The organism is Stenotrophomonas sp. YJH_SMC_79 (genome assembly GCF_059367995.1).
Map to the genome: position 1 here is coordinate 482,852 of NZ_JCAFRK010000003.1, position 17,695 is coordinate 500,546.

Below are 17,695 nucleotides of genomic sequence, written 5' to 3' on the forward strand. Positions count from 1 at the left end.
CAATGCTGGCCCTGGCCAGCCTGCTGCTGGCGACACTGGTCAGCGTAGCCGTGGTTGGCTGGATGCCTCGGCCCGCGCCGCCGCCGATGCGCTTGGACCAGGCCGTGCAGGTGCTGCGAGGGGAGCAGGCGGCAGCGCCACTGGGCCTGCATCTGGCGATGCAGGATTCGCCGCCACAGGGCAGTGCCAGCGACTGGCTCACGCAACTGGCTGCGATGCAGATGGGCGTGCCGGCGGAAAAGGTACGCCTGGTCTGGAGCGGACAGCGCAAGGCGCCCGATGTGCAGGTCATCGAAGGCGGTGCGGTGCTCGATGCCACGGCGCGGGCCGGTGTATTGAAGGCGCAGGCTGCGGTACTGACCGCCATGCAATGGCCGCCGTTTGAACTGGGCGTACGCCAGGCCGATGGCCGCTGGCGGGTGGTCGGTAGCGACCACAGTGATCTGGCGACCTGGCGCCGCCAGGTGGTGCTCGCCCTGCTGGGCGGTGCAGTCCTGCTGGCGCCGCTGGCGGCGTGGGCCTCGATCCGCCTGGGACGCCCGCTGCGGCGCTTGGCCGAGGCCGGCGCACGGGTTGACCTGCAGGCCGATACGCCGCTGCCGGACGACGGCCCACGCGAAGTACAGATGCTGGCTTCCGCGATCAGCACCGGGCGCGAGCGCCTGCGCGAACAGGCCCAGGACATGACGCGCATGCTGGCCGCGGTAGCGCACGACCTGCGCACGCCGTTGACCGGCCTGCGCCTGCGCGCCGAATTCGCACCTGCGCCACAGGCGGCGCGGATGGTGGCGGACATCGAACGCATGGATACGATGATCGAGCAGGTGCTCGATTACGCACGCGGCGAACTGCAACCACTGCAGTTGCGACCGCTGGACCTGGCCGCGTTGCTGGAGGAATGCGTGCACAGTGCCCTGCTGCGCGGCGTCTCGATCTCCATCGAGGGCCCGGACACACTGCCGTGGCGGGGCGACGGGCTCCTGCTGCGGCGGGCAATCGACAACCTCATCGACAACGCAGACCGCTACGCCGGTGCCGTAGACCTGCACGCCGCCATGGCAGGCAATCGCATGCAGCTGGATGTGATGGACCGCGGCCCAGGCATCGCCGAGGACGACCGTGAACGCCTGCTGCAACCTTTCCAGCGCAGCGAGAGCTCGCGCAGCCGCGCCACGGGTGGGACCGGCCTGGGCCTGGCGGTGGCGGCCAACGTCGCACGACGGCATGGGGGCGAGCTTCTGCTGCTGCAGCGTGATGGCGGCGGACTGATCGCACGCCTGCTGCTGGGGCCGGTTTCCTGAAATCACCTGGACAGTGGCGTAATGCCTATTTTTTGAAATATGATTAGGCGCCTAATCATATTGGATGGAGCCATGCTGGAAGCCAAGCACAGTGCCCTGCTGGATGAGGCGCAACGACGCGGCCATACCGGTGTCGCGCAGCTGCGCCTGTGCTTCCAGCTGCTGTCGCTGTCATCGGCCATCGATCGCGACTGCGCCACGCGCCTGGCGCCGCACGGGCTCAGTGAAGGGCGTTTCATCGTGCTTTTCCTGCTGCACGGTGCCGGTGGCACGCTGCCACCGCATGAATTGGCCGAGCGTGCAGGTGTCACCCGCGCCACGGTCAGTGGCCTGATCGATGGCCTGCAGCGCGAAGGGCTGCTGCAGCGACGCAGTGACGCCGAAGACGGCAGGCGCCTTCAGATCGTGCTGACCACACAGGGGAGGCGCCTGGCCGAGACGCTGTTCAACCAGCACACGCAATGGATAGGGGGCTTGTTCAGCGGATTGGGCGCAGAAGAACAGCAGCAGTTGTCACAGCTGCTGCACAAGGTCTGGCAGCACACCGATACAGGTCGTGGGGCATGAGCAGGATCCTGACGGCTGAGCGATTGAATGCGCTCAACACTGGCAGCGTCGCCGCCAGCCATCTGGCCGAATGCCTGGCGGTGGATTTTGGTGCGCTGCTGCAGGCGGTGGTACCCGCAGTTGAACATGACGCGCTGCACCGTATGCGCGATGCTGAAGGCAAGGGCATCACCCAACGCATGGCCCTGGCTGCCCGGTTGCTGCGCGAAAGCGGGCAGGGCGATCCTGCGCAATGGCAGGATCATGCGTCCGATACCGTGCGCGGCTGGGCCTGCTATCTGATCGGCAGCAATGCCCGCGCAACGTTGGCAGGGAAGCTGCAGCAGATGCGCGCGCTGGCCGATGACCCACACTTCGGTGTGCGCGAATGGGCGTGGCTGGCGCTACGCACGGACATCGTTGCCGCGCCGATGCAGGCGCTTGAGTACCTGCAACCGTGGACACAGGAAGCATCGCCGTACCTGCGCCGCTTCGCCTGCGAGGCGCTGCGCCCGCGCGGCGTCTGGGCCACGCATATCGCGCTGTTCAAGCGGCACCCGGAACATGCATTGCCGCTGCTGGAAGCACTGGCCAACGACCCGGAGCGCTACGTGCAGGACTCCGTGGGCAACTGGCTCAACGACGCCGGCAAGACCCGGCCGCACTGGTTGCGCGATCTGTGCGCGCGCTGGCAGCGCGAACACGATGGCGGCGCCAACGCCTACATCCGCAAGCGCGCACTGCGCTCGCTCCGGTAGTGCCGGCCGCTGGCCGGCAAGCCCCGAACCCTCAAGGAAGAACCACCATGTCGCACACCTTCATCGAGCTCTATACCGCCACGCCTGCCTGGACGACACTCCCGCCCGAGCAGCGGAATGCCTTCTTTGCCCGGATCGGAGCTGGCATGCAGCAGTTCGATCCAGCCCACATCACACCGCTGGCGATGGGCCGCATTGCCACGGGCGTACAGCACGGCAGCGATGAGCAGTTCTATGCGGTCTGGCGCTGTGCAAGCCGCGCGGATGCCGATGCGCTGGTGGCCGGCATTGCCGCCACCGGTTGGCATCAGTACTTCACCACCACCAACGCCCTGGGCGTGGACGAGGGGATGGTCCAGCACCTGGCCGATCTGGCTGCCTTGTAGCGGCACCCCGGACGCGCATGGCACATGCGCCTGTCACCCAGACGCGGTAAACAGGACATTGCCATGTCCATCCGCAGGGAAGTCGATCATGCAGAGCACGCTCCAGGTCACGCTGTTCGGCCCTCTTGGCGACAGCCCGGCGTTGCAGTTGCCGGGTCTGGAGGGGCCGTCAGTGGCCATCCAGGAATCGGCCCTGCGGCGGTTGGTTTCCGACCTCTACACCGCGCGTTCCCTGCTCAACCCCGAGCAGCTGGACGAGGCCCGGCAGGAACTGGACCGCGTGCTGGAGCGCTGGGCCGACATCCACGAGGGCCTGCTGCTGGACGTGGAAGTGCATGGCAAATGAGCGATTTGGCGTGGCTGCCGCCGCGTAGACGACGCAGGCAGGCGCATCGCTGAACCGCGCCCCCAGTTGCGGATGAAACATTTTGCACTGCGCAAAAGCTGTGCTATCAATAGAACCCATGAACGCAGCCCCCACCAGCTTTTACTGGTATTACTTTCCGAAGCCACTGGCGGAGGAAGGACTGCGCTCACCCTGAAGAAAGCTTCAGACGCATTCCCGAAAGCCGCCAGCGAACCTGGCGGCTTTTTTCATGCCGCCACGCTGGGGACCCCCAACGTTCCGGAGACCTCCCCCAATGCCCCCGCACACCGACGACCTGCGTATCCGCACCATCGAACCGCTGACACCGCCTGCCCAGCTGCTGGCGATGCTGCCCTGTGACGATGAAGCGTCCGACACCGTCAGCGCCTCGCGCGCGGCCCTGCACCAGATCCTGCACGGCCGTGACGACCGCCTGGCAGTGGTGGTGGGCCCGTGCTCGATCCACGACCCGAAGGCCGCCATCGAGTACGCCCAGCGCCTGAAGCCGCTGCGCGATGCGCTGGCCGGCGAACTGGAAATCGTCATGCGCGTGTACTTCGAGAAGCCGCGCACCACGGTGGGCTGGAAGGGCCTGATCAACGATCCGGACCTGGACGGCAGCTTCAAGATCGACAAGGGCCTGCGCATCGCCCGTGGCCTGCTGCGCGACATCAACAAGCTCGGCCTGCCGGCCGGTGTCGAGTTCCTCGACGTGATCTCGCCGCAGTACATCGCCGACCTGGTGGCGTGGGGTGCGATCGGTGCACGCACCACCGAAAGCCAGGTGCATCGCGAGCTGGCCTCGGGGCTGTCGTGCCCGGTCGGCTTCAAGAACGGCACCGATGGCAACGTGAAGATTGCCGCTGACGCAGTGGGCGCTGCGTCCAATCCGCATCACTTCCTGTCGGTCACCAAGCAGGGCGGCACCGCCATCGTGTCGACCACCGGCAACCCGGATTGCCATGTGATCCTGCGCGGCGGCAAGCAGCCGAACTACGACGCAGGCAGTGTTGCCGAGGCCTGCCAGGTGCTGGCCAAGGCCAAGCTGCCAGCGCGCCTGATGATCGACGCCAGCCACGCCAACAGCCTGAAGAACCCGGAGAACCAGCCGAAGGTGATCGACGACATCGCCGTTCAGCTGGAAGACGGCGAACAGCGCATCGTTGGCGTGATGATCGAGAGCCATCTGGTCGGTGGCCGCCAGGAACTGGTGGAAGGCCAGCCGCTGGTCTACGGGCAGAGCATCACCGATGGCTGCATCGACTGGGACACCACCGTGACTGTGCTGGAGCGACTGGCCGCGGCCGTGCGCGCCCGTCGCGACGTGAAGGTGTCCGAAGCCGCTTGAGTGCGGCACGTGTGTGGATGGCGGCCAGCGCCTGCGGGGGTGCGGCCGCGATCGGGGTCGGTCGGAGTTGGAGGCCGATCCGTCCGCACCGGCGATGCGCCTGGCGCTGCGTATGTGCGACAGCGCCAGGTACATCGCCGGGGTGGTGACGCGGCTCTCCGGTAGATCCACGCCATGCGTGGATGGCGCTGACCCGTTCACCGTCTCGTGCGCAAGCTTGCCAGCGCCAGGTACATCGCCGGGGTCGTATACAGCGTCAGCCACTGGCTGACCAGCAACCCGCCCACAATGGCGATACCCAGCGGTTGCCGGAGTTCCCAGCCCTCGCCGTTGGCCAGCATCAGCGGCAGCGTGCCAAGCAGTGCCGCCAGCGAGGTCATCAGGATCGGCCGCAGGCGCAACCGCGCGGCTTCCATTACTGAATCCTGCGCGCTCAGCCCGCGCCGCTCGCCGGCCAGCGCGAAGTCCACCAGCAGGATGGTGTTCTTCATCACCACGCCCACCAGCAGGAACAAGCCGAGCAGGGCGATCAGGTTCAACTCGTTGCCAAACACCCACAACGCCAGCAGCGCGCCGACACCGGCCGAGGGCAGGGTGGACAGGATCACCAGCGGCTGCAGGAAGCTCTCGTAGAGGATGCCCAGCACCAGGTAGACCGCCAGCGTGGCGCCCAGCACCAGCCATAGCTGGCGCGCGCGCAGCTGATCCAGGCCGCCGGCCTCACCGGACAGCTTGCCCTGCACCGAACGTGGCAGCATCAGTTTCGACATCGCACCATCGATCGCCTGCGTGGCCTGTTCCAGCCCCACGCCAGGTGCCAGCGCGAACTCGATCCAGATCGAGGCGAACTGTTCGCTGTGATACACCCGGTCCGGTGCCATGCCATAGCGCCAGCTGGCGATGCTCGACAGCGGAATGCGCTGGCCGTTGCCGTCGATCACCTGCAGCTGCGCCAGCGTGCCGGGGTGCTGGGTGTGCTTCGGGTCCAGCTCCATCACCACGCGGTACTGGTTGAGGCTGTCGTACAGCGTGGCCACCTGGCGCTGGCTGAAGGAGTTGTTGAGCATGCTGGCGACGGTGCGCAGGTCCACGCCATGCCGCGCGGCCGCCTCGCGATCGATGTCCAGCACCACCTGGCGCATGCCTGCTTCGCCCTGTGCTTCCACGTCCACCAGTTCGGGCAGGCCACGCAGGGCGGCAGCCACCTTCGGTGCCCATTCGCGCAGGGGCGTGGTATCGGCTGAAAGCAACTGGAACTCGTACTTGCCGCTGCTGCCGGCGCCTTCCAGGCGGATGTCCTGGTCCACCCACAGATAGAGATTGCCGCCGGGCAGCTTGGGCAGCCGCGCGCGCAGGCGGTCGATCACCTGCTGGCTGGAGACTTTGCGCTCGGCCAGCGGCTTCATCTTGATCATGATGAAGGCGTTGTTCACGCCGTTGCTGCCGCCGATGTAGCCGATGATGTCCTCGATGGCCGGGTCGGACAGCAGCAGTTTCCTGTACGCGTCGATCTTCGGCTGCATGGCCTGGAATGACAGGCCGTCGTCACCGCGGGCGAAACCACGCAGCTGTGCAGTGTCCTGCTTGGGCACGATGCCCTTGGGCACCTGCTGGAACAGCCAGGCGTTGAGCGCGATGACCGCAACGAAGGCCAGCAACGGCCAGCGCAACCGGCGCAGGCTGGCCTGCAGGGTGCGCAGGTAAGCGCCGCGCACACGTTCGAACAGCGCATTGCTGCCGCGCTGCCAGCGTGATGGCTGCTGCCCGGCATCGATAAACAATCGCGCGCACAGCATCGGTACCAGGCTCAACGCGACCAGCACGGAGACCGCCATCGCCGCTACCAGGGTCAGCGAGAATTCGCGGAACAGGCGTTCGACGAAGTCATCCAGGAACAGGATGGAGACGAACACCACGGCCAGTGCAATGTTCATCGACAGAAGCGTGGCACCGACTTCCGACGCACCCCGTACCGCAGCCTGCCAGCGGTCCGCCCCGAGTTCGCGATGGCGGGCGATGTTCTCCAGCACCACGATGGCATCGTCCACCACCAGCACGGCGGCCACGATCAGGGCCATCAGCGAGAGCGTGTTGAGCGAGAATCCCATCAGCGCGATCAGCGCCAGCGTACCGAACAGCACCACCGGTATCGCCACGCTGGGCACCAGCGCCGCACGCCAGTGGCCGAGGAAGCCCAGCACCACCAGCACCACCAGTACGATGGCCAGAACCAGCGTCATCTCCGCTTCCTGCAGCGTGGCGCGGATCACCGGCGAGCGGTCCATCACCAGGCGCATGTCAACGCTGGAGGGCAGCAGTGCATGCAACTGTGGCAGCTGCGCCTGGATGGCATCGACGGTGGCGATGATGTTGGCATTGGGCTGGCGGCTGACGATCAGCAGCACGGCGGGGCGGTCGTTGTGGAAGCCGCTGGCGTAGCGGTCCTCCACGCCATCGGCGACGGCGGCGACATCGCCCAGTCGCAGCGTGCGGTCGTCGCTGACCTTCAACGCCAGTTCGCGGTACTGGGTGGCTTGGCGCAGCTGCAGCGGTGCCTCCAGCTGCCATTGCTGGCGCGCGTCCCCCACCGCGCCCAGCGGGCGCACCGCATTGGCACGTGCGATGGCCCGCGCCACGTCCTCCAGTGCCAATCCAGCATGGTTCAGCGCGTTTGGATCCAATGACACGCGTACCGCCGGCAGTGCGCTGCCACCGACCTGGACTTCGCCCACGCCCGGTACCTGCGACAGTTTCTGCGCCAGCACGGTGGAGGCCAGGTCGTACAGCTGCCCGGGCGACAAGGTGTCCGAGGTCAGTGCCAATGCCAGGATCGGTGCCTGCGAAGGGTTCACCTTGCGGTACTGCGGCATGCCCGGCATGCCACTGGGCAGCTGCCCACGTGCAAGGTTGATGGCGGCCTGCACTTCACGTGCGGCTTCATCGATATCGCGGCCGAGCACGAACTTCAGTTCGATCTGGGTCTGGCCCTGGGTGCTGGCCGAGTCGATGCGTGAGATGCCGGGCAGGCTGCCCAGTGCACGCTCCAGCGGCGTGGCCACGGTGGCCGCCATCGACTCGGGCGAGGCACCGGGCAGGCTGGCACTGACTTCAATGGCGGGGTAATCGACCTGCGGCAACGGCGCCACCGGCAACAACCGCAATGCCAGCAGGCCAGCCAACACCAGTGCCACGGCCAGCAGGATCGTGGCCACCGGCCGCTGCACGCAGGCCTGCGCCAGGCGCTCCACAGGGGTCACGCGCTGGCCTCTTCAGCGACGGTGGTTGCTGCCGCGTGGCCGCGCTGCAGGCGGTCGAAGGCGAGGTAGATCACCGGCGTGGTGAACAGGGTCAGTACCTGGCTGACCAGCAACCCGCCCACCATCACCCAGCCCAACGGTTGCCGCAGTTCGGCACCGGAACCACTGGCCAGCATCAGCGGCACGGCACCGAACAGCGCGGCCAGCGTGGTCATCAGGATCGGCCGGAAGCGCAGCAGTGCCGCCTGGTGGATTGCTTCGCGCGGGGTCATGCCGCGCGTGCGCTGCGCGTCCAGTGCGAAGTCGATCATCATGATCGCGTTCTTCTTCACCAGGCCGATCAGCAGCACGATGCCGATCACCGCGATCAGGTCCAGGCTGCGTCCGCTCACCCACAACGCGGCCAGCGCGCCGACCGTTGCCGAAGGCAGGGTGGAGAGGATGGTGACCGGATGGATGAAGCTCTCGTAGAGCACGCCCAGCACGATGTACATCACCACCACTGCAGCCAGGATCAGCCACAGTGTGGACGACAGCGAACTGCTGAACGCCGCCGCCGCACCCTGCAGGCGCAGTTCGATGCTGTCGGGCAGGGCGATCTGCGTGCGCGCCGCTTCCACGGCAGCGGTGGCTTCGCCCAGCGAGGCGCCCGGTGCCAGGTTGAACGACAGCGTGGCCGCCGGGAACTGGCCGACATGGTTGCGCAGCAGGGCCGCCGGCCCCAGTTCCACCCGCGCCACCGCGCCCAGCGGCACGGTCTGCCCGTCGCTGTTGCGCACGCGCAGGCCGCTGATGGCATCGGGCCCGGGTTGGAGCGACGGATCGGCTTCCAGCACCACGCGGTACTGGCTGGCCTGGGTGAAGATGGTGGAGATCTGACGCTGCCCGTAGGCGTCGTACAGCGCGTCGGCCACCGCTTCGACGCTTACGCCCAGACGCGCCGCGGCATCACGGTCGATGTTCACCCGTGCCTGCCGTCCCTGCATCTGCAGATCGCTGGCGACATCACGCAGCGCCGGTTGTTGGCGCAGCGCCTGCAGCAGCTCCGGGGTCCAGCGCTCCAGTGCTTCAAGATCCGGCGTGGTCAGGGTGAACTGGTACTGGTTGCGGCTGATGCGGTCTTCGATGCCCAGCTCCTGCACCGGCTGCAGGTACAGGGTGATGCCGGGAATCTTCGATACGCGCTGCTGCAGCCGTTCCATCACCACGGCGGCGCCATCGCGGTCGCCATGTGGCTTCAGCTCGATCAGCAGGCGTCCGGTATTGAGCGTGGCGTTGTTGCCGTCCACGCCGATGTACGAGGACACGCTGGCCACCGCCGGGTCCGCTTCGATGGTGGCGGCCAGCGCCTGCTGGCGCTCGCGCATGGCCTGGAACGAGATGGCCTGCGGCGCTTCGCTGATGCCTTGCACCAGGCCGGCATCCTGCACCGGGAAGAAGCCCTTGGGCACGGCGATGTACAGCGCCACGGTCAGTGCGAGGGTGGCAACGGTGGCCAGCAGCATCAGCGGCTGGCGCTGCAGCACCCAGCGCAGTTGTCGGTCGTAGAGGGCGATGATGCGGTCGAACACATCGGGCGCATGCGCGGTCTTCGCGTGCGGCTTCAGGAACCGCGCGCACAGCATCGGCGTCAGCGTCAGCGAGACCAGCAGCGAGATGCCGATGGCTACCGCCAGTGTCACCGCGAATTCATGGAACAGCGCGCCCACCAGGTCGGCCATGAACAGCAGCGGGATCAGCACCGCGATCAGTGAAACGGTCAGCGACACCAGGGTGAAGCCGATCTCGGCCGCCCCCTTCAGCGCGGCTTCGCGCGGGCTTTCACCTTCTTCCAGATGGCGGGCAATGTTCTCCAGCATCACGATGGCGTCGTCCACCACGAAGCCGGTAGCGATGGTCAGCGCCATCAGCGTGAGGTTGTTGAGTGAATAGCCGGCCAGCAGCATCACTGCGAAGGTACCGATCAGCGACAGCGGTACCGCGACGCTGGGAATGAGTGTGGCCGGCAGGTTGCGCAGGAATACCCACGTGACCAACACCACCAGGCCGATGGCCAGCACCAGTTCCTTCTGCACGCCGCGCACCGACGCGCGGATCGATTCGGTGCGGTCGCTCAGCACGTTCATCTGCACGCCGGCCGGCAGCGTGGCCTGCAGTTGTGGCAGCAACGCGCGCACCTGCTCGACCACGGCGATCACGTTGGCGCCGGGCTGGCGCTGGATGTTCACCAGCACTGCCGGCATGGTGCCGCTCCAGGCGGCCAACTGGCGGTTCTCGGCGCCATCGGTGATGGTGGCCACGTCGCCCAGCCGCAGCGGCGCACCGTCGCGCCAGGCCAGTACCAGGGCACGGTACTCATCCACGCTGCGCATCTGGTCGTTGGCATCGAGCATCACCGCGCGGATCGGGCCATCGAAACTGCCTTTGGGCAGATTGACGTTGGCGGCGGCGATGGCGGTGCGGATGTGGTCCATGCCCAGGCCGTTGGCGGCCAGTGCCGCCGGATTGACCTGGATACGCACGGCAGGGCGCTGGCCACCGGCCAGGCTGACCAGGCCGACACCGGGCAGCTGCGCCAGGCGCTGCGCGATGCGCGTATCCACCAGGTCATGCACCTGCGGCAGCGACAGGCCCTGCGAGGTCACCGCCAGGGTCAGGATCGGCGTATCGGCCGGATTGACCTTGCGGTAGACCGGCGGCACGGGCAGGTCGCCGGGCAGGAAGCTACCGGCGGCGTTGATCGCGGCCTGCACGTCCTGTTCGGCTACGCCCAGCGGGACGTCCAGTCCGAACTGCAGGGTGATCACCGACGCACCGCCGGAACTGGTCGACGACAACTGCTTCAGGCCGGGAATCTGCCCGAGCTGGCGCTCCAGCGGCGCAGTGATCGTGCGTGTGGTCAGTTCCGGGCTGGCACCCGGGTACAGCGTGGTGATCTGGATGATCGGGTAGTCGACCTGTGGCAGTGCAGCCACCGGCAGCAGGCGATAGGCCAGCACGCCGGACAGCAGCAGCGCCACCATCAGCAGCGTGGTGGCGACAGGCCTGAGGATGAACGGACGCGAGAGGTTCATGCGCCGGCCTTGGTCGCGGCCTCCCCGGCGATGATCTCCACCGCCGTGCCGTCTTCCAGTCCGTCGATGCCTTCGATCACCACCTGGTCACCTGCGGCCAAGCCCGAACGCACGGCCACGCGGCCGTCATCGGCCGGGCCGAGCACTACCACGCGCCGCTGCGCCGTGTTGTCCTTGCCGACGACATGCACGTAGTTGCCCTGGCTGCCGAACTGTACGGCGGCATCGGGAATCAGCAGGGCGGGCTGCTCGCCCAGCTGCAGGCGTACGTTGACGAACTGGTTGGGGAACAGCGCCAGATCGTGGTTGTCGAAGTGCGCACGCAGCTTCAGCGTGCCGGTGGTGGTATCGATGCGGTTGTCGAGGCTGGACAGCGAGCCGCGCGCCAGCTGCCGGCGTTCTTCGCGGTCCCAGGTTTCCACCGCCAGCGACGGTTGCGCCTGCACGGCATCGAGCAGTGCAGGCAGCTCGGGTTCGGGCACGGTGAACAGCACGCTGATCGGTGCAGTCTGCGCCAGCGTCACCAGGCCTTCGGCATCGCTGGCGCGTACCAGGTTGCCCACGTCCAACCGCCGCAGCCCGACGCGGCCACTGACCGGCGCGGTGATGCGGGTGTACTGCAGCTGCAGGCGTGCTTCATCAACAGACGCCTGGTCGCTGAGCCGGCGGCCCTGCAGCTGGCGCACCTTGCTCTGCTGGTCGCTCAGTTCCTGCCCGGACACGTAGTTCTGCTTCTGCAGTTCGCGGTAGCGCTGCAGCTGCCGTTCGGCGTTTTCCAGCTCGGCCAGGTTCTGCTGCTGGGTGCCCTGGGCCTGCGCCAGCTTCACTTCATACGGGCGTGGGTCGATCTGCGCCAGCAGGTCGCCGGCGTTCACCTGCTGCCCTTCCTGGAAGTGCAGGCGCAGCAGTTCGCCATCCACGCGGCTGCGCACCACCACGCTGTGCAGCGGGGTGACCGTACCCACCGCCTTCAGGCGCAGCACCAGCGGCTCGGCACTGGCGCGCGCCACGCGTACCGGCACCGTCTTGCCCGGTGCATCGTCGCGGCTGCCGGCGTCGTTCCGGGGCCACAGCCACCACGCCAGAACGGCGACGAGGGCAAGGGCCAGCACCGCCCACAACGAGCGGGCACGGCGGAAGCGGGAATTTTCGGCGACAGACATGGGGCATCCTGCGCCCTGCGCGCGCAGGGACATGCGGGCCCGTCGGCGCGTTCACGGGCACCACGGGCAGCGGGGAGGGAGTGTCTGGCGGGGCCGCGGGCGCGGCGTGGCTGGATGCCGTCGCGCGTGCGACGGGGTGCCAATGGTAGCGGTTTACGCGAACCGTCGCCGCGTGACCTTGGTCATGCAACGCAATCGGTGGTGCCGGCCGCTGGCCGGCAACCTGCTGGAATCTGCGGGCGTATGCAGTGTTGCCGGCCAGCGGCCGGCACCACCGTCAAACCATCAATGCACTTCGTCGTGATAGACGAACTTCGGCATTTCCCAGCGGTAGTGGATCGCCAGCAGGCGCAGGGCGAAGCCGCCGCCGAGGCAGCACAGGATCGCGGTGGCGTCGGCCACGCCCCAGTGCAGCAGCAACAGGTACGCCGCGCCGGTCAGCAGCGCGATGATCGCGTACAGCTCCTTCTGGAAGATCAGCGGTACTTCGTTGCAGAGGATGTCGCGGAGCACGCCACCGAACGCACCGGTCAGCATGCCGGCAATCAGTACGATGGGTGTGGCATGGCCGGCCTCGCGTGCGATCGAGCAGCCGATCAGGGTGAAGGCGATCAGGCCCAGCCCGTCCAGCACCAGGAAGGTGCGGCGGAAGTGGTGCATCCAGCGCGCCACCCAGGTAGCGATCAGCGCCGCGCACACGGTGAAGCCCAGGTACTCGGGATGCTTCACCCAGCCCAGCGGGTAGTGGCCGAGCAGGATGTCGCGCAGCGAACCACCACCAAGGGCGGTGACGCAGGCGATCATGACCACGCCGAAAAGGTCCATGCGGCGGCGGCCGGCGGACAGCGCGCCGGTCATGGCTTCAGCGGAAATGGCGATCAGGTAGATGATGGACAGCAGCATGGGGCAGGCTCCGGGCGCGGTGGGGCCGGCCATGCGCGACTACCGCCACTGCCTGCGCAATGACGGGATGACGATGACCGGTGCCGCTCCCGCTGTCCTTTTGCCTGAGAGTTCAGCGGCGTGGGCCGCGTGCCCCTTCGGCGGATCGTCCCGGGCATGCCCGGTGACCTCTCTCCAGCTCGGCGAGTCGAATGCATGGTTGGTGGGATTCCAGCCCACCGGCCTGAGCGATCATGGGAGCCTGCGCCTTCGGCGGGCGCCAGCGCGGCGCCTCTCTCCTGCATTCGGCCGCCAGTATATCCGCTGCAGTGCAGCACGGCATAATCCCGGCATGGCCCCGTCCCCCCGCCCGTGGTTCCTGTACCTGCTCGAATGCCGCGATGGCAGCTATTACGCAGGTATCAGCACCGACGTGGACGCACGCTTCGCCGCCCACCAGGCGGGCAAGGGCGCGCGCTACACACGGGCGCGGCCGCCACTGCGCGTGCTGGCCGTGCGCGAATACCCGGACCGTTCCGCCGCCTCGCGCGCCGAATGGCAACTCAAGCAGCAGCCGCGCGAACGCAAGCTGGCCTGGCTGCAGGCCCTGGACGCCGGACTTCTGTAGCCGAGCCCGCGCTCGGCTGCTGTTCCGTCTGCCCGTTGCAGGACCCGGGCATGGGCTCGGCTCTACGGTAGATCCACGCCATGCCTGGATGCGGCTTGCACGTGCCATGATCGCCACACCCATCGACACATGGATCCGTCCGATGAAGAACCGCGGGATACTGCTGTTGACTGCCTGCGTGGCCCTTCTGGCCTGCACCCAGGCACCGTCGCCACCGCCACTGCAGCATGGGCAGATCGGCACCGCCGCTGAGCTGGCCGCGTACGGCCCGAGCACACCCGAACCGATCCACCTGCGTCGTGACCGGGTCCCTCCCGATCTGGTCGATCTGATCCCGTTCGCGGAAAAGTGGGGGATCGGCGATGACATGCTTCGCAACGAAATGCAGGAGCGTGCCACTGACGCGGAAAAGCAGGCATTGGCGGATGCGCTGGCGGGGCGCCATGCGCGCATCACCGTCTGGTTGGACAGCTTCCCGCAGGGGCAGCCCATGTCTGAAGAAGCCGCTGCGTTCATGTACATGCAGCTGGGCGCCGACGAAATGCGCCTGATGCCGTAGATCCACGCCATGCCTGGATGCGGCTTGCACGTGCCATGATCGCCCAGCCCTCAGCGCCGGAGACCCGGATGTCCACGATCGCCCTGCTGTTCGCCCTTTCCGCAGCCACAAGCCCCGCCGCCGACCCGGCCACCATCGCGGCCATCGAAGCCACCTGCCATGACTACGTCGACGGCCAGCTGGAGGCGGACCCACAGCGCGTCGCCCGGTCCCTGCACCCGGACCTGGCCAAGCGCGCGGTCCTCGGTGATACACCCGATGAGCGCCTTGGACTGCGCCGGATGTCCAAGGAAGAACTGGTCTCACTGACGAAGCAGGGCGCGCTGAAGACCCCGAAGGAGCAATGGGACCGCCGCTGCACGGTACTGGATGTGACCGGCAACGCCGCCTCGGTGCGGCTGGAAACACCGTGGTTCGTCGACTACTTCCACATGGGGCGCTTCGAGCAGCGCTGGGTCATCGTCAACGCGTTGTGGTACCCGAAGCCGAAGGCGCAGTGACCGATGCGTGCGGCGGGCCGGGCGTGGATCGCGCTGTTTCTGCTGTTGACCTTCCTGGCCCTGCTGCCGGGCCTGCTGTATCTGCTGGGATTGGTCGCGGCCGAGGGCCGGCCGCAACCCGTCGATTCCGCGCGGAGCGGCGGCGCGTGTGGTGCTGCGACCTATGCCCACCACGTACCGATGGATCCATGGCGATTCACGGCGCGCCACGTGGGGGTGAATACGAAGGTGAACGTGCCGGATGTCGAGCTCGAAGCCTCCTGGATCGCACGCGTCCACCTCGGCCACCATCCACGCCACAGCATGCTGCGCTGGCACCTGAGCTCGGCAGCACTGACCATCTGGATCACCCGGCACTGGTCGTCACGGCAGATCGCCGGCACGGCGCGGGCCGAAGGGTACTGCCCGCCCCGACCGTTGCATGGGCGCGGATCAGACTGACCGGGCCTGCTGGGACAGGGTGCTCTGGTGATCCAGCTCCTCCTGCCGGGAGCGCGCATCGGACTGTCGGTGGGCGTCATTCATCGTCTGCAACTGCGCCAATGACGTGTCCACGGGGGTGGCAAATGCCTGCGCGGCCGGCATCTGTGCCCTGAGATGGGCCGGGTCGGACGGATCGCCCTGCACGACGAAGAGCGTTTCCGCCCTGCCATCCTGCGAAGGCGAGGCGCCCAGCACGACATGGTCGATGCGTGTCAGCCCGGCCTCGCGGGCCAGGCAGGTCGAGCTGGCTGCAAGGCGTTGCGCGTTTTCGCCGAAAGGCTGGGCCCGGCTGTCTTCCAGGCGCCGCACCGCCTCCTCGGCCTGTTGCAGCAGCGGGTCGGAAAGCGCGGCACGCCGTCGCTCCGGTTGTGCGGGTTCGACGTGCAGCAGCTGTTCGGGCATCCCGTTGCGCGGGGCGCGGTTGAGGTCGATGGAGCCGTCGGCATTCTGCTGGCGATGCAGTTCCGCACGCGGCACGGTGGACCACTGGCCATCGATGAAAGCGTGGCCGCGACCGTCCCGGTTCCAGATCACCAGATCATCGCCGGAGGCGTACAGGCCGGCGGTGGCCGGCGAGTTGCCGGCCGCCTGCGGGCGGCCCCAGGCATGTGAGCGCCCGTGTTGCAGGGCATCGAGGTAGGCCGGTGCCTCGGTGTTCTGCAGGAACAGGGTCTTGACCACTTCGTAGCGATGCAGGGCCTCGGGGTGTGCGCGATCGGCAGCCAGCGCCACCGGGCTGGCCAGCGGGTCGGCGGAGACACCGACGAACACATCGCGCATCGGATTGCCTGGCCCTGCGGCTCGCAACCGGTTGAAGACCTCGGTGCCCTTCAGGGCGTGCTCCACGCCGCTTTCCAGGTAGTCGGGCTGTTCCCTGCCGCGTACGACGCGGTTGGGAAGCATGCCGTCGATCCGTGTCTTGACGTCATCCACGCTGGCCAGATCGCCGCTGGCAATCGACCGCAGAACGCCAGGATAGCGGCTCAACCCTGCCTGGTTCTCCAGCTTCATCAGCATGGTGGCGAGCTTGGCCTGGTCATCCAGCGACGCATGCTGGTACAGGTCCGTGCCGCGCAGCTGCTGCATCGCGCCGCCAGGATCCCGGCGGCCATCGCCGTGGCGGAGCAGTCGGTCGACCTGGCTGACATCGTGTGCATGCACGAACGCAACGCCGTCGCTGGATGCAAGGAAGGTGTTCAGATGTCCGCGGACGGTCCCATCCAATGCGCGCCCATTCTGTGCCCTGATGCCGTCGCCATCGCGCTGCAGGTCGGAAACCGTCTGCTGCCGCTGGCGTGCATCAAGCTCCAGCGAGGGCTGCTGCGGGCGCGCCCAGCGCTGATAGGCGTCCACCAGCTGGGTCGCCACCTCCGGGTGCTGGCCCAGATCGGTCTGCAGCGTGCCGATGGAAAAACCACTGTTGCCCACCGGCGTCATGACATTGCCGCTGATGTTGCCGGCAAAGGACAGCTGGTAGGCCACGTTGCGGCCGGCGTTGCTGCCCTCGGACGCCACGCCGATGGCGAAGTAGGCCAGCGTGCGCAGCTGCGCATCGCTGAGCTGCGGACGATCCTGCGGTGCGGTGCTCATGGGCTGTTCTCCTTGCCGTTGGCGGTGCGTCCACACATCTTCAGCGCTTCGCGCACGGATGCGATGAGGCCGACGTACTCGTCCGCTGCAGCCGGTGACATCCCGTCTGCAAGTTCGTCATCGCTGCGCGCGGCGTCTTCGGCATAGGGCGACAGTGCGGCCTGGCAGGCCGCGTTGTTTCCCGCGTCATGCTGGGCCGAAGCGATCGCCAGCCTGATGTCGGCGATCGTGCTCAATGGAAGCGTATCCGCGCAGGATGCCTGGAGCGCTTCCAGCGTGCTGGCGGTGCCGGCGGCGGAATACGGCGCGGTCTTTGCAGCCGCCTGGCGCAACGCGGCGGCAACGTTGTCCGTCATGCAACGGTCGCTCACCGCAAGGTAGTGGCCCTTGAACCCACCGTTGCTGCCGCAGTAGGCGGCGCAGGCATCGGCCGTGCGCGTACCGACCTCGATGCCCTGGGCGGTAGGTTGCATCGTGAGCAGGCATTGCGCTGCGCCGGGTGCGGGATCCACCGCGACGGACTGCAGATCGTCGCCGAGCGTGCCCGCCAGGCTGCATCCGGCGCCGGAGGATTCAGTCTCCAGATGGAACTGCTGCGACGTGCTGCCAGGGCGTGCCTGCAGCAGCAGCTGTCCCCATCCTCGCTCGGTCGAGTAGGTACCGGGTGACAGGCGCGGAGAGGGCGCTGGCGAGGGGGCGGAGACTTCCGCCTGCGACTGCCCCGCAGGACAGCCCGAGAGCAGGGCGGCGGCGACTAGGGCGGGCAACCATTTCAGCAGATCCATGCGGCTTCATTCCATGAGCGACCGGCTTACGCTAGCAGCCCGTGCGTGAAGGCCACCGGGGCCCGGGA

General features: G+C 67.4%; 16 protein-coding genes and 2 riboswitches. Of the genes, 10 read left to right on the plus strand and 6 right to left on the minus strand.

Annotation, left to right across the window (positions count from 1 at the left end):
- Window positions 1-2 precede the first annotated feature (2 nt).
- The 6 genes from AC5P57_RS13275 (at window position 3) to AC5P57_RS13300 (ending at window position 4,706) form a co-directional block, all read left to right on the plus strand.
- The gene (locus AC5P57_RS13275; protein WP_262235397.1) at window positions 3-1,301 is read left to right on the plus strand and encodes a sensor histidine kinase; all 1,299 of its coding nucleotides are present in this window, start codon (window positions 3-5) and stop codon (window positions 1,299-1,301) included.
- A gap of 72 nt (window positions 1,302-1,373) precedes the next feature.
- The gene (locus AC5P57_RS13280) at window positions 1,374-1,868 is read left to right on the plus strand and encodes a MarR family winged helix-turn-helix transcriptional regulator (RefSeq protein WP_099554490.1); all 495 of its coding nucleotides are present in this window, start codon (window positions 1,374-1,376) and stop codon (window positions 1,866-1,868) included.
- Window positions 1,865-2,605, plus strand: a complete 741-nt coding sequence (locus AC5P57_RS13285) for a DNA alkylation repair protein (protein WP_099554492.1) — start codon at window positions 1,865-1,867, stop codon at window positions 2,603-2,605. Before AC5P57_RS13280 ends, AC5P57_RS13285 begins: the two co-directional genes overlap by 4 nt.
- A 47-nt stretch (window positions 2,606-2,652) precedes the next feature.
- Window positions 2,653-2,991: a DUF6616 family protein gene (locus tag AC5P57_RS13290; RefSeq protein ID WP_099554494.1), complete on the plus strand. Its 339-nt coding sequence runs from the start codon at window positions 2,653-2,655 to the stop codon at window positions 2,989-2,991.
- Between the two features lie 88 nt (window positions 2,992-3,079).
- The gene (locus tag AC5P57_RS13295; RefSeq protein ID WP_005411217.1) at window positions 3,080-3,337 is read left to right on the plus strand and encodes a hypothetical protein; all 258 of its coding nucleotides are present in this window, start codon (window positions 3,080-3,082) and stop codon (window positions 3,335-3,337) included.
- A 295-nt stretch (window positions 3,338-3,632) separates the two neighbouring features.
- Window positions 3,633-4,706, plus strand: a complete 1,074-nt coding sequence (locus tag AC5P57_RS13300) for a 3-deoxy-7-phosphoheptulonate synthase (protein WP_049436870.1) — start codon at window positions 3,633-3,635, stop codon at window positions 4,704-4,706.
- A gap of 197 nt (window positions 4,707-4,903) precedes the next feature.
- On the opposite strand, the gene AC5P57_RS13305 is transcribed toward AC5P57_RS13300, so the two are convergent.
- The 4 genes from AC5P57_RS13305 to AC5P57_RS13320 form a co-directional block, all read right to left on the minus strand.
- Entirely contained in the window at window positions 4,904-7,963 is a 3,060-nt protein-coding gene (locus tag AC5P57_RS13305; RefSeq protein ID WP_262235395.1) for an efflux RND transporter permease subunit, read from the minus strand.
- Window positions 7,960-11,037 (minus strand): multidrug efflux RND transporter permease subunit, encoded by a 3,078-nt coding sequence (locus AC5P57_RS13310; RefSeq protein ID WP_262235394.1) that lies wholly within the window; start codon window positions 11,035-11,037, stop codon window positions 7,960-7,962. Before AC5P57_RS13310 ends, AC5P57_RS13305 begins: the two co-directional genes overlap by 4 nt.
- Window positions 11,034-12,200 (minus strand): MdtA/MuxA family multidrug efflux RND transporter periplasmic adaptor subunit, encoded by a 1,167-nt coding sequence (locus tag AC5P57_RS13315; protein ID WP_099554502.1) that lies wholly within the window; start codon window positions 12,198-12,200, stop codon window positions 11,034-11,036. The genes AC5P57_RS13310 and AC5P57_RS13315 overlap by 4 nt, the downstream gene beginning before the upstream one ends.
- 285 nt (window positions 12,201-12,485) lie before the next feature.
- Complete coding sequence (locus AC5P57_RS13320; RefSeq protein ID WP_099554504.1) at window positions 12,486-13,103, minus strand: trimeric intracellular cation channel family protein; 618 nt, start codon at window positions 13,101-13,103, stop codon at window positions 12,486-12,488.
- An 84-nt stretch (window positions 13,104-13,187) separates the two neighbouring features.
- A riboswitch (glycine riboswitch) is annotated at window positions 13,188-13,291 on the minus strand.
- A gap of 13 nt (window positions 13,292-13,304) precedes the next feature.
- Window positions 13,305-13,394, minus strand: a riboswitch (glycine riboswitch).
- A 40-nt stretch (window positions 13,395-13,434) separates the two neighbouring features.
- Here AC5P57_RS13320 and AC5P57_RS13325 point away from each other — a divergent pair.
- From AC5P57_RS13325 to AC5P57_RS13340, 4 genes are all read left to right on the plus strand, one after another.
- Window positions 13,435-13,710, plus strand: coding sequence for a GIY-YIG nuclease family protein (locus tag AC5P57_RS13325; protein WP_262235393.1), 276 nt, complete (start codon window positions 13,435-13,437; stop codon window positions 13,708-13,710).
- Between the two features lie 142 nt (window positions 13,711-13,852).
- Window positions 13,853-14,269, plus strand: a complete 417-nt coding sequence (locus AC5P57_RS13330; RefSeq protein WP_495219604.1) for a hypothetical protein — start codon at window positions 13,853-13,855, stop codon at window positions 14,267-14,269.
- A gap of 68 nt (window positions 14,270-14,337) precedes the next feature.
- Complete coding sequence (locus AC5P57_RS13335) at window positions 14,338-14,769, plus strand: nuclear transport factor 2 family protein (RefSeq protein WP_099554511.1); 432 nt, start codon at window positions 14,338-14,340, stop codon at window positions 14,767-14,769.
- Between the two features lie 3 nt (window positions 14,770-14,772).
- Entirely contained in the window at window positions 14,773-15,210 is a 438-nt protein-coding gene (locus AC5P57_RS13340) for a hypothetical protein (protein ID WP_142806825.1), read from the plus strand.
- On the opposite strand, the gene AC5P57_RS13345 is transcribed toward AC5P57_RS13340, so the two are convergent.
- Both AC5P57_RS13345 and AC5P57_RS13350 read right to left on the minus strand, forming a co-directional pair.
- Complete coding sequence (locus AC5P57_RS13345) at window positions 15,202-16,842, minus strand: XVIPCD domain-containing protein (protein WP_262235392.1); 1,641 nt, start codon at window positions 16,840-16,842, stop codon at window positions 15,202-15,204. The genes AC5P57_RS13340 and AC5P57_RS13345 overlap by 9 nt on opposite strands.
- Window positions 16,839-17,627, minus strand: coding sequence for a hypothetical protein (locus AC5P57_RS13350; protein WP_262235391.1), 789 nt, complete (start codon window positions 17,625-17,627; stop codon window positions 16,839-16,841). The genes AC5P57_RS13345 and AC5P57_RS13350 overlap by 4 nt, the downstream gene beginning before the upstream one ends.
- Window positions 17,628-17,695: the final 68 nt, after the last annotated feature.

Bases quoted from the DNA above. Each gene is read 5' to 3' on its own strand.
- AC5P57_RS13300 (WP_049436870.1), top strand. From the start codon at position 3,633: ATGCCCCCGCACACCGACGACCTGCGTATCCGCACCATCGAACCGCTG.
- AC5P57_RS13325 (WP_262235393.1), top strand. From the start codon at position 13,435: ATGGCCCCGTCCCCCCGCCCGTGGTTCCTGTACCTGCTCGAATGCCGC.
- AC5P57_RS13315 (WP_099554502.1), bottom strand. From the start codon at position 12,200: ATGTCTGTCGCCGAAAATTCCCGCTTCCGCCGTGCCCGCTCGTTGTGG.
- AC5P57_RS13280 (WP_099554490.1), top strand. From the start codon at position 1,374: ATGCTGGAAGCCAAGCACAGTGCCCTGCTGGATGAGGCGCAACGACGC.
- AC5P57_RS13330 (WP_495219604.1), top strand. From the start codon at position 13,853: ATGAAGAACCGCGGGATACTGCTGTTGACTGCCTGCGTGGCCCTTCTG.
- AC5P57_RS13345 (WP_262235392.1), bottom strand. From the start codon at position 16,842: ATGAGCACCGCACCGCAGGATCGTCCGCAGCTCAGCGATGCGCAGCTG.
- AC5P57_RS13285 (WP_099554492.1), top strand. From the start codon at position 1,865: ATGAGCAGGATCCTGACGGCTGAGCGATTGAATGCGCTCAACACTGGC.
- AC5P57_RS13310 (WP_262235394.1), bottom strand. From the start codon at position 11,037: ATGAACCTCTCGCGTCCGTTCATCCTCAGGCCTGTCGCCACCACGCTG.
- AC5P57_RS13335 (WP_099554511.1), top strand. From the start codon at position 14,338: ATGTCCACGATCGCCCTGCTGTTCGCCCTTTCCGCAGCCACAAGCCCC.
- AC5P57_RS13295 (WP_005411217.1), top strand. From the start codon at position 3,080: ATGCAGAGCACGCTCCAGGTCACGCTGTTCGGCCCTCTTGGCGACAGC.
- AC5P57_RS13290 (WP_099554494.1), top strand. From the start codon at position 2,653: ATGTCGCACACCTTCATCGAGCTCTATACCGCCACGCCTGCCTGGACG.
- AC5P57_RS13320 (WP_099554504.1), bottom strand. From the start codon at position 13,103: ATGCTGCTGTCCATCATCTACCTGATCGCCATTTCCGCTGAAGCCATG.
- AC5P57_RS13340 (WP_142806825.1), top strand. From the start codon at position 14,773: ATGCGTGCGGCGGGCCGGGCGTGGATCGCGCTGTTTCTGCTGTTGACC.
- AC5P57_RS13350 (WP_262235391.1), bottom strand. From the start codon at position 17,627: ATGGATCTGCTGAAATGGTTGCCCGCCCTAGTCGCCGCCGCCCTGCTC.
- AC5P57_RS13275 (WP_262235397.1), top strand. From the start codon at position 3: ATGCTGGCCCTGGCCAGCCTGCTGCTGGCGACACTGGTCAGCGTAGCC.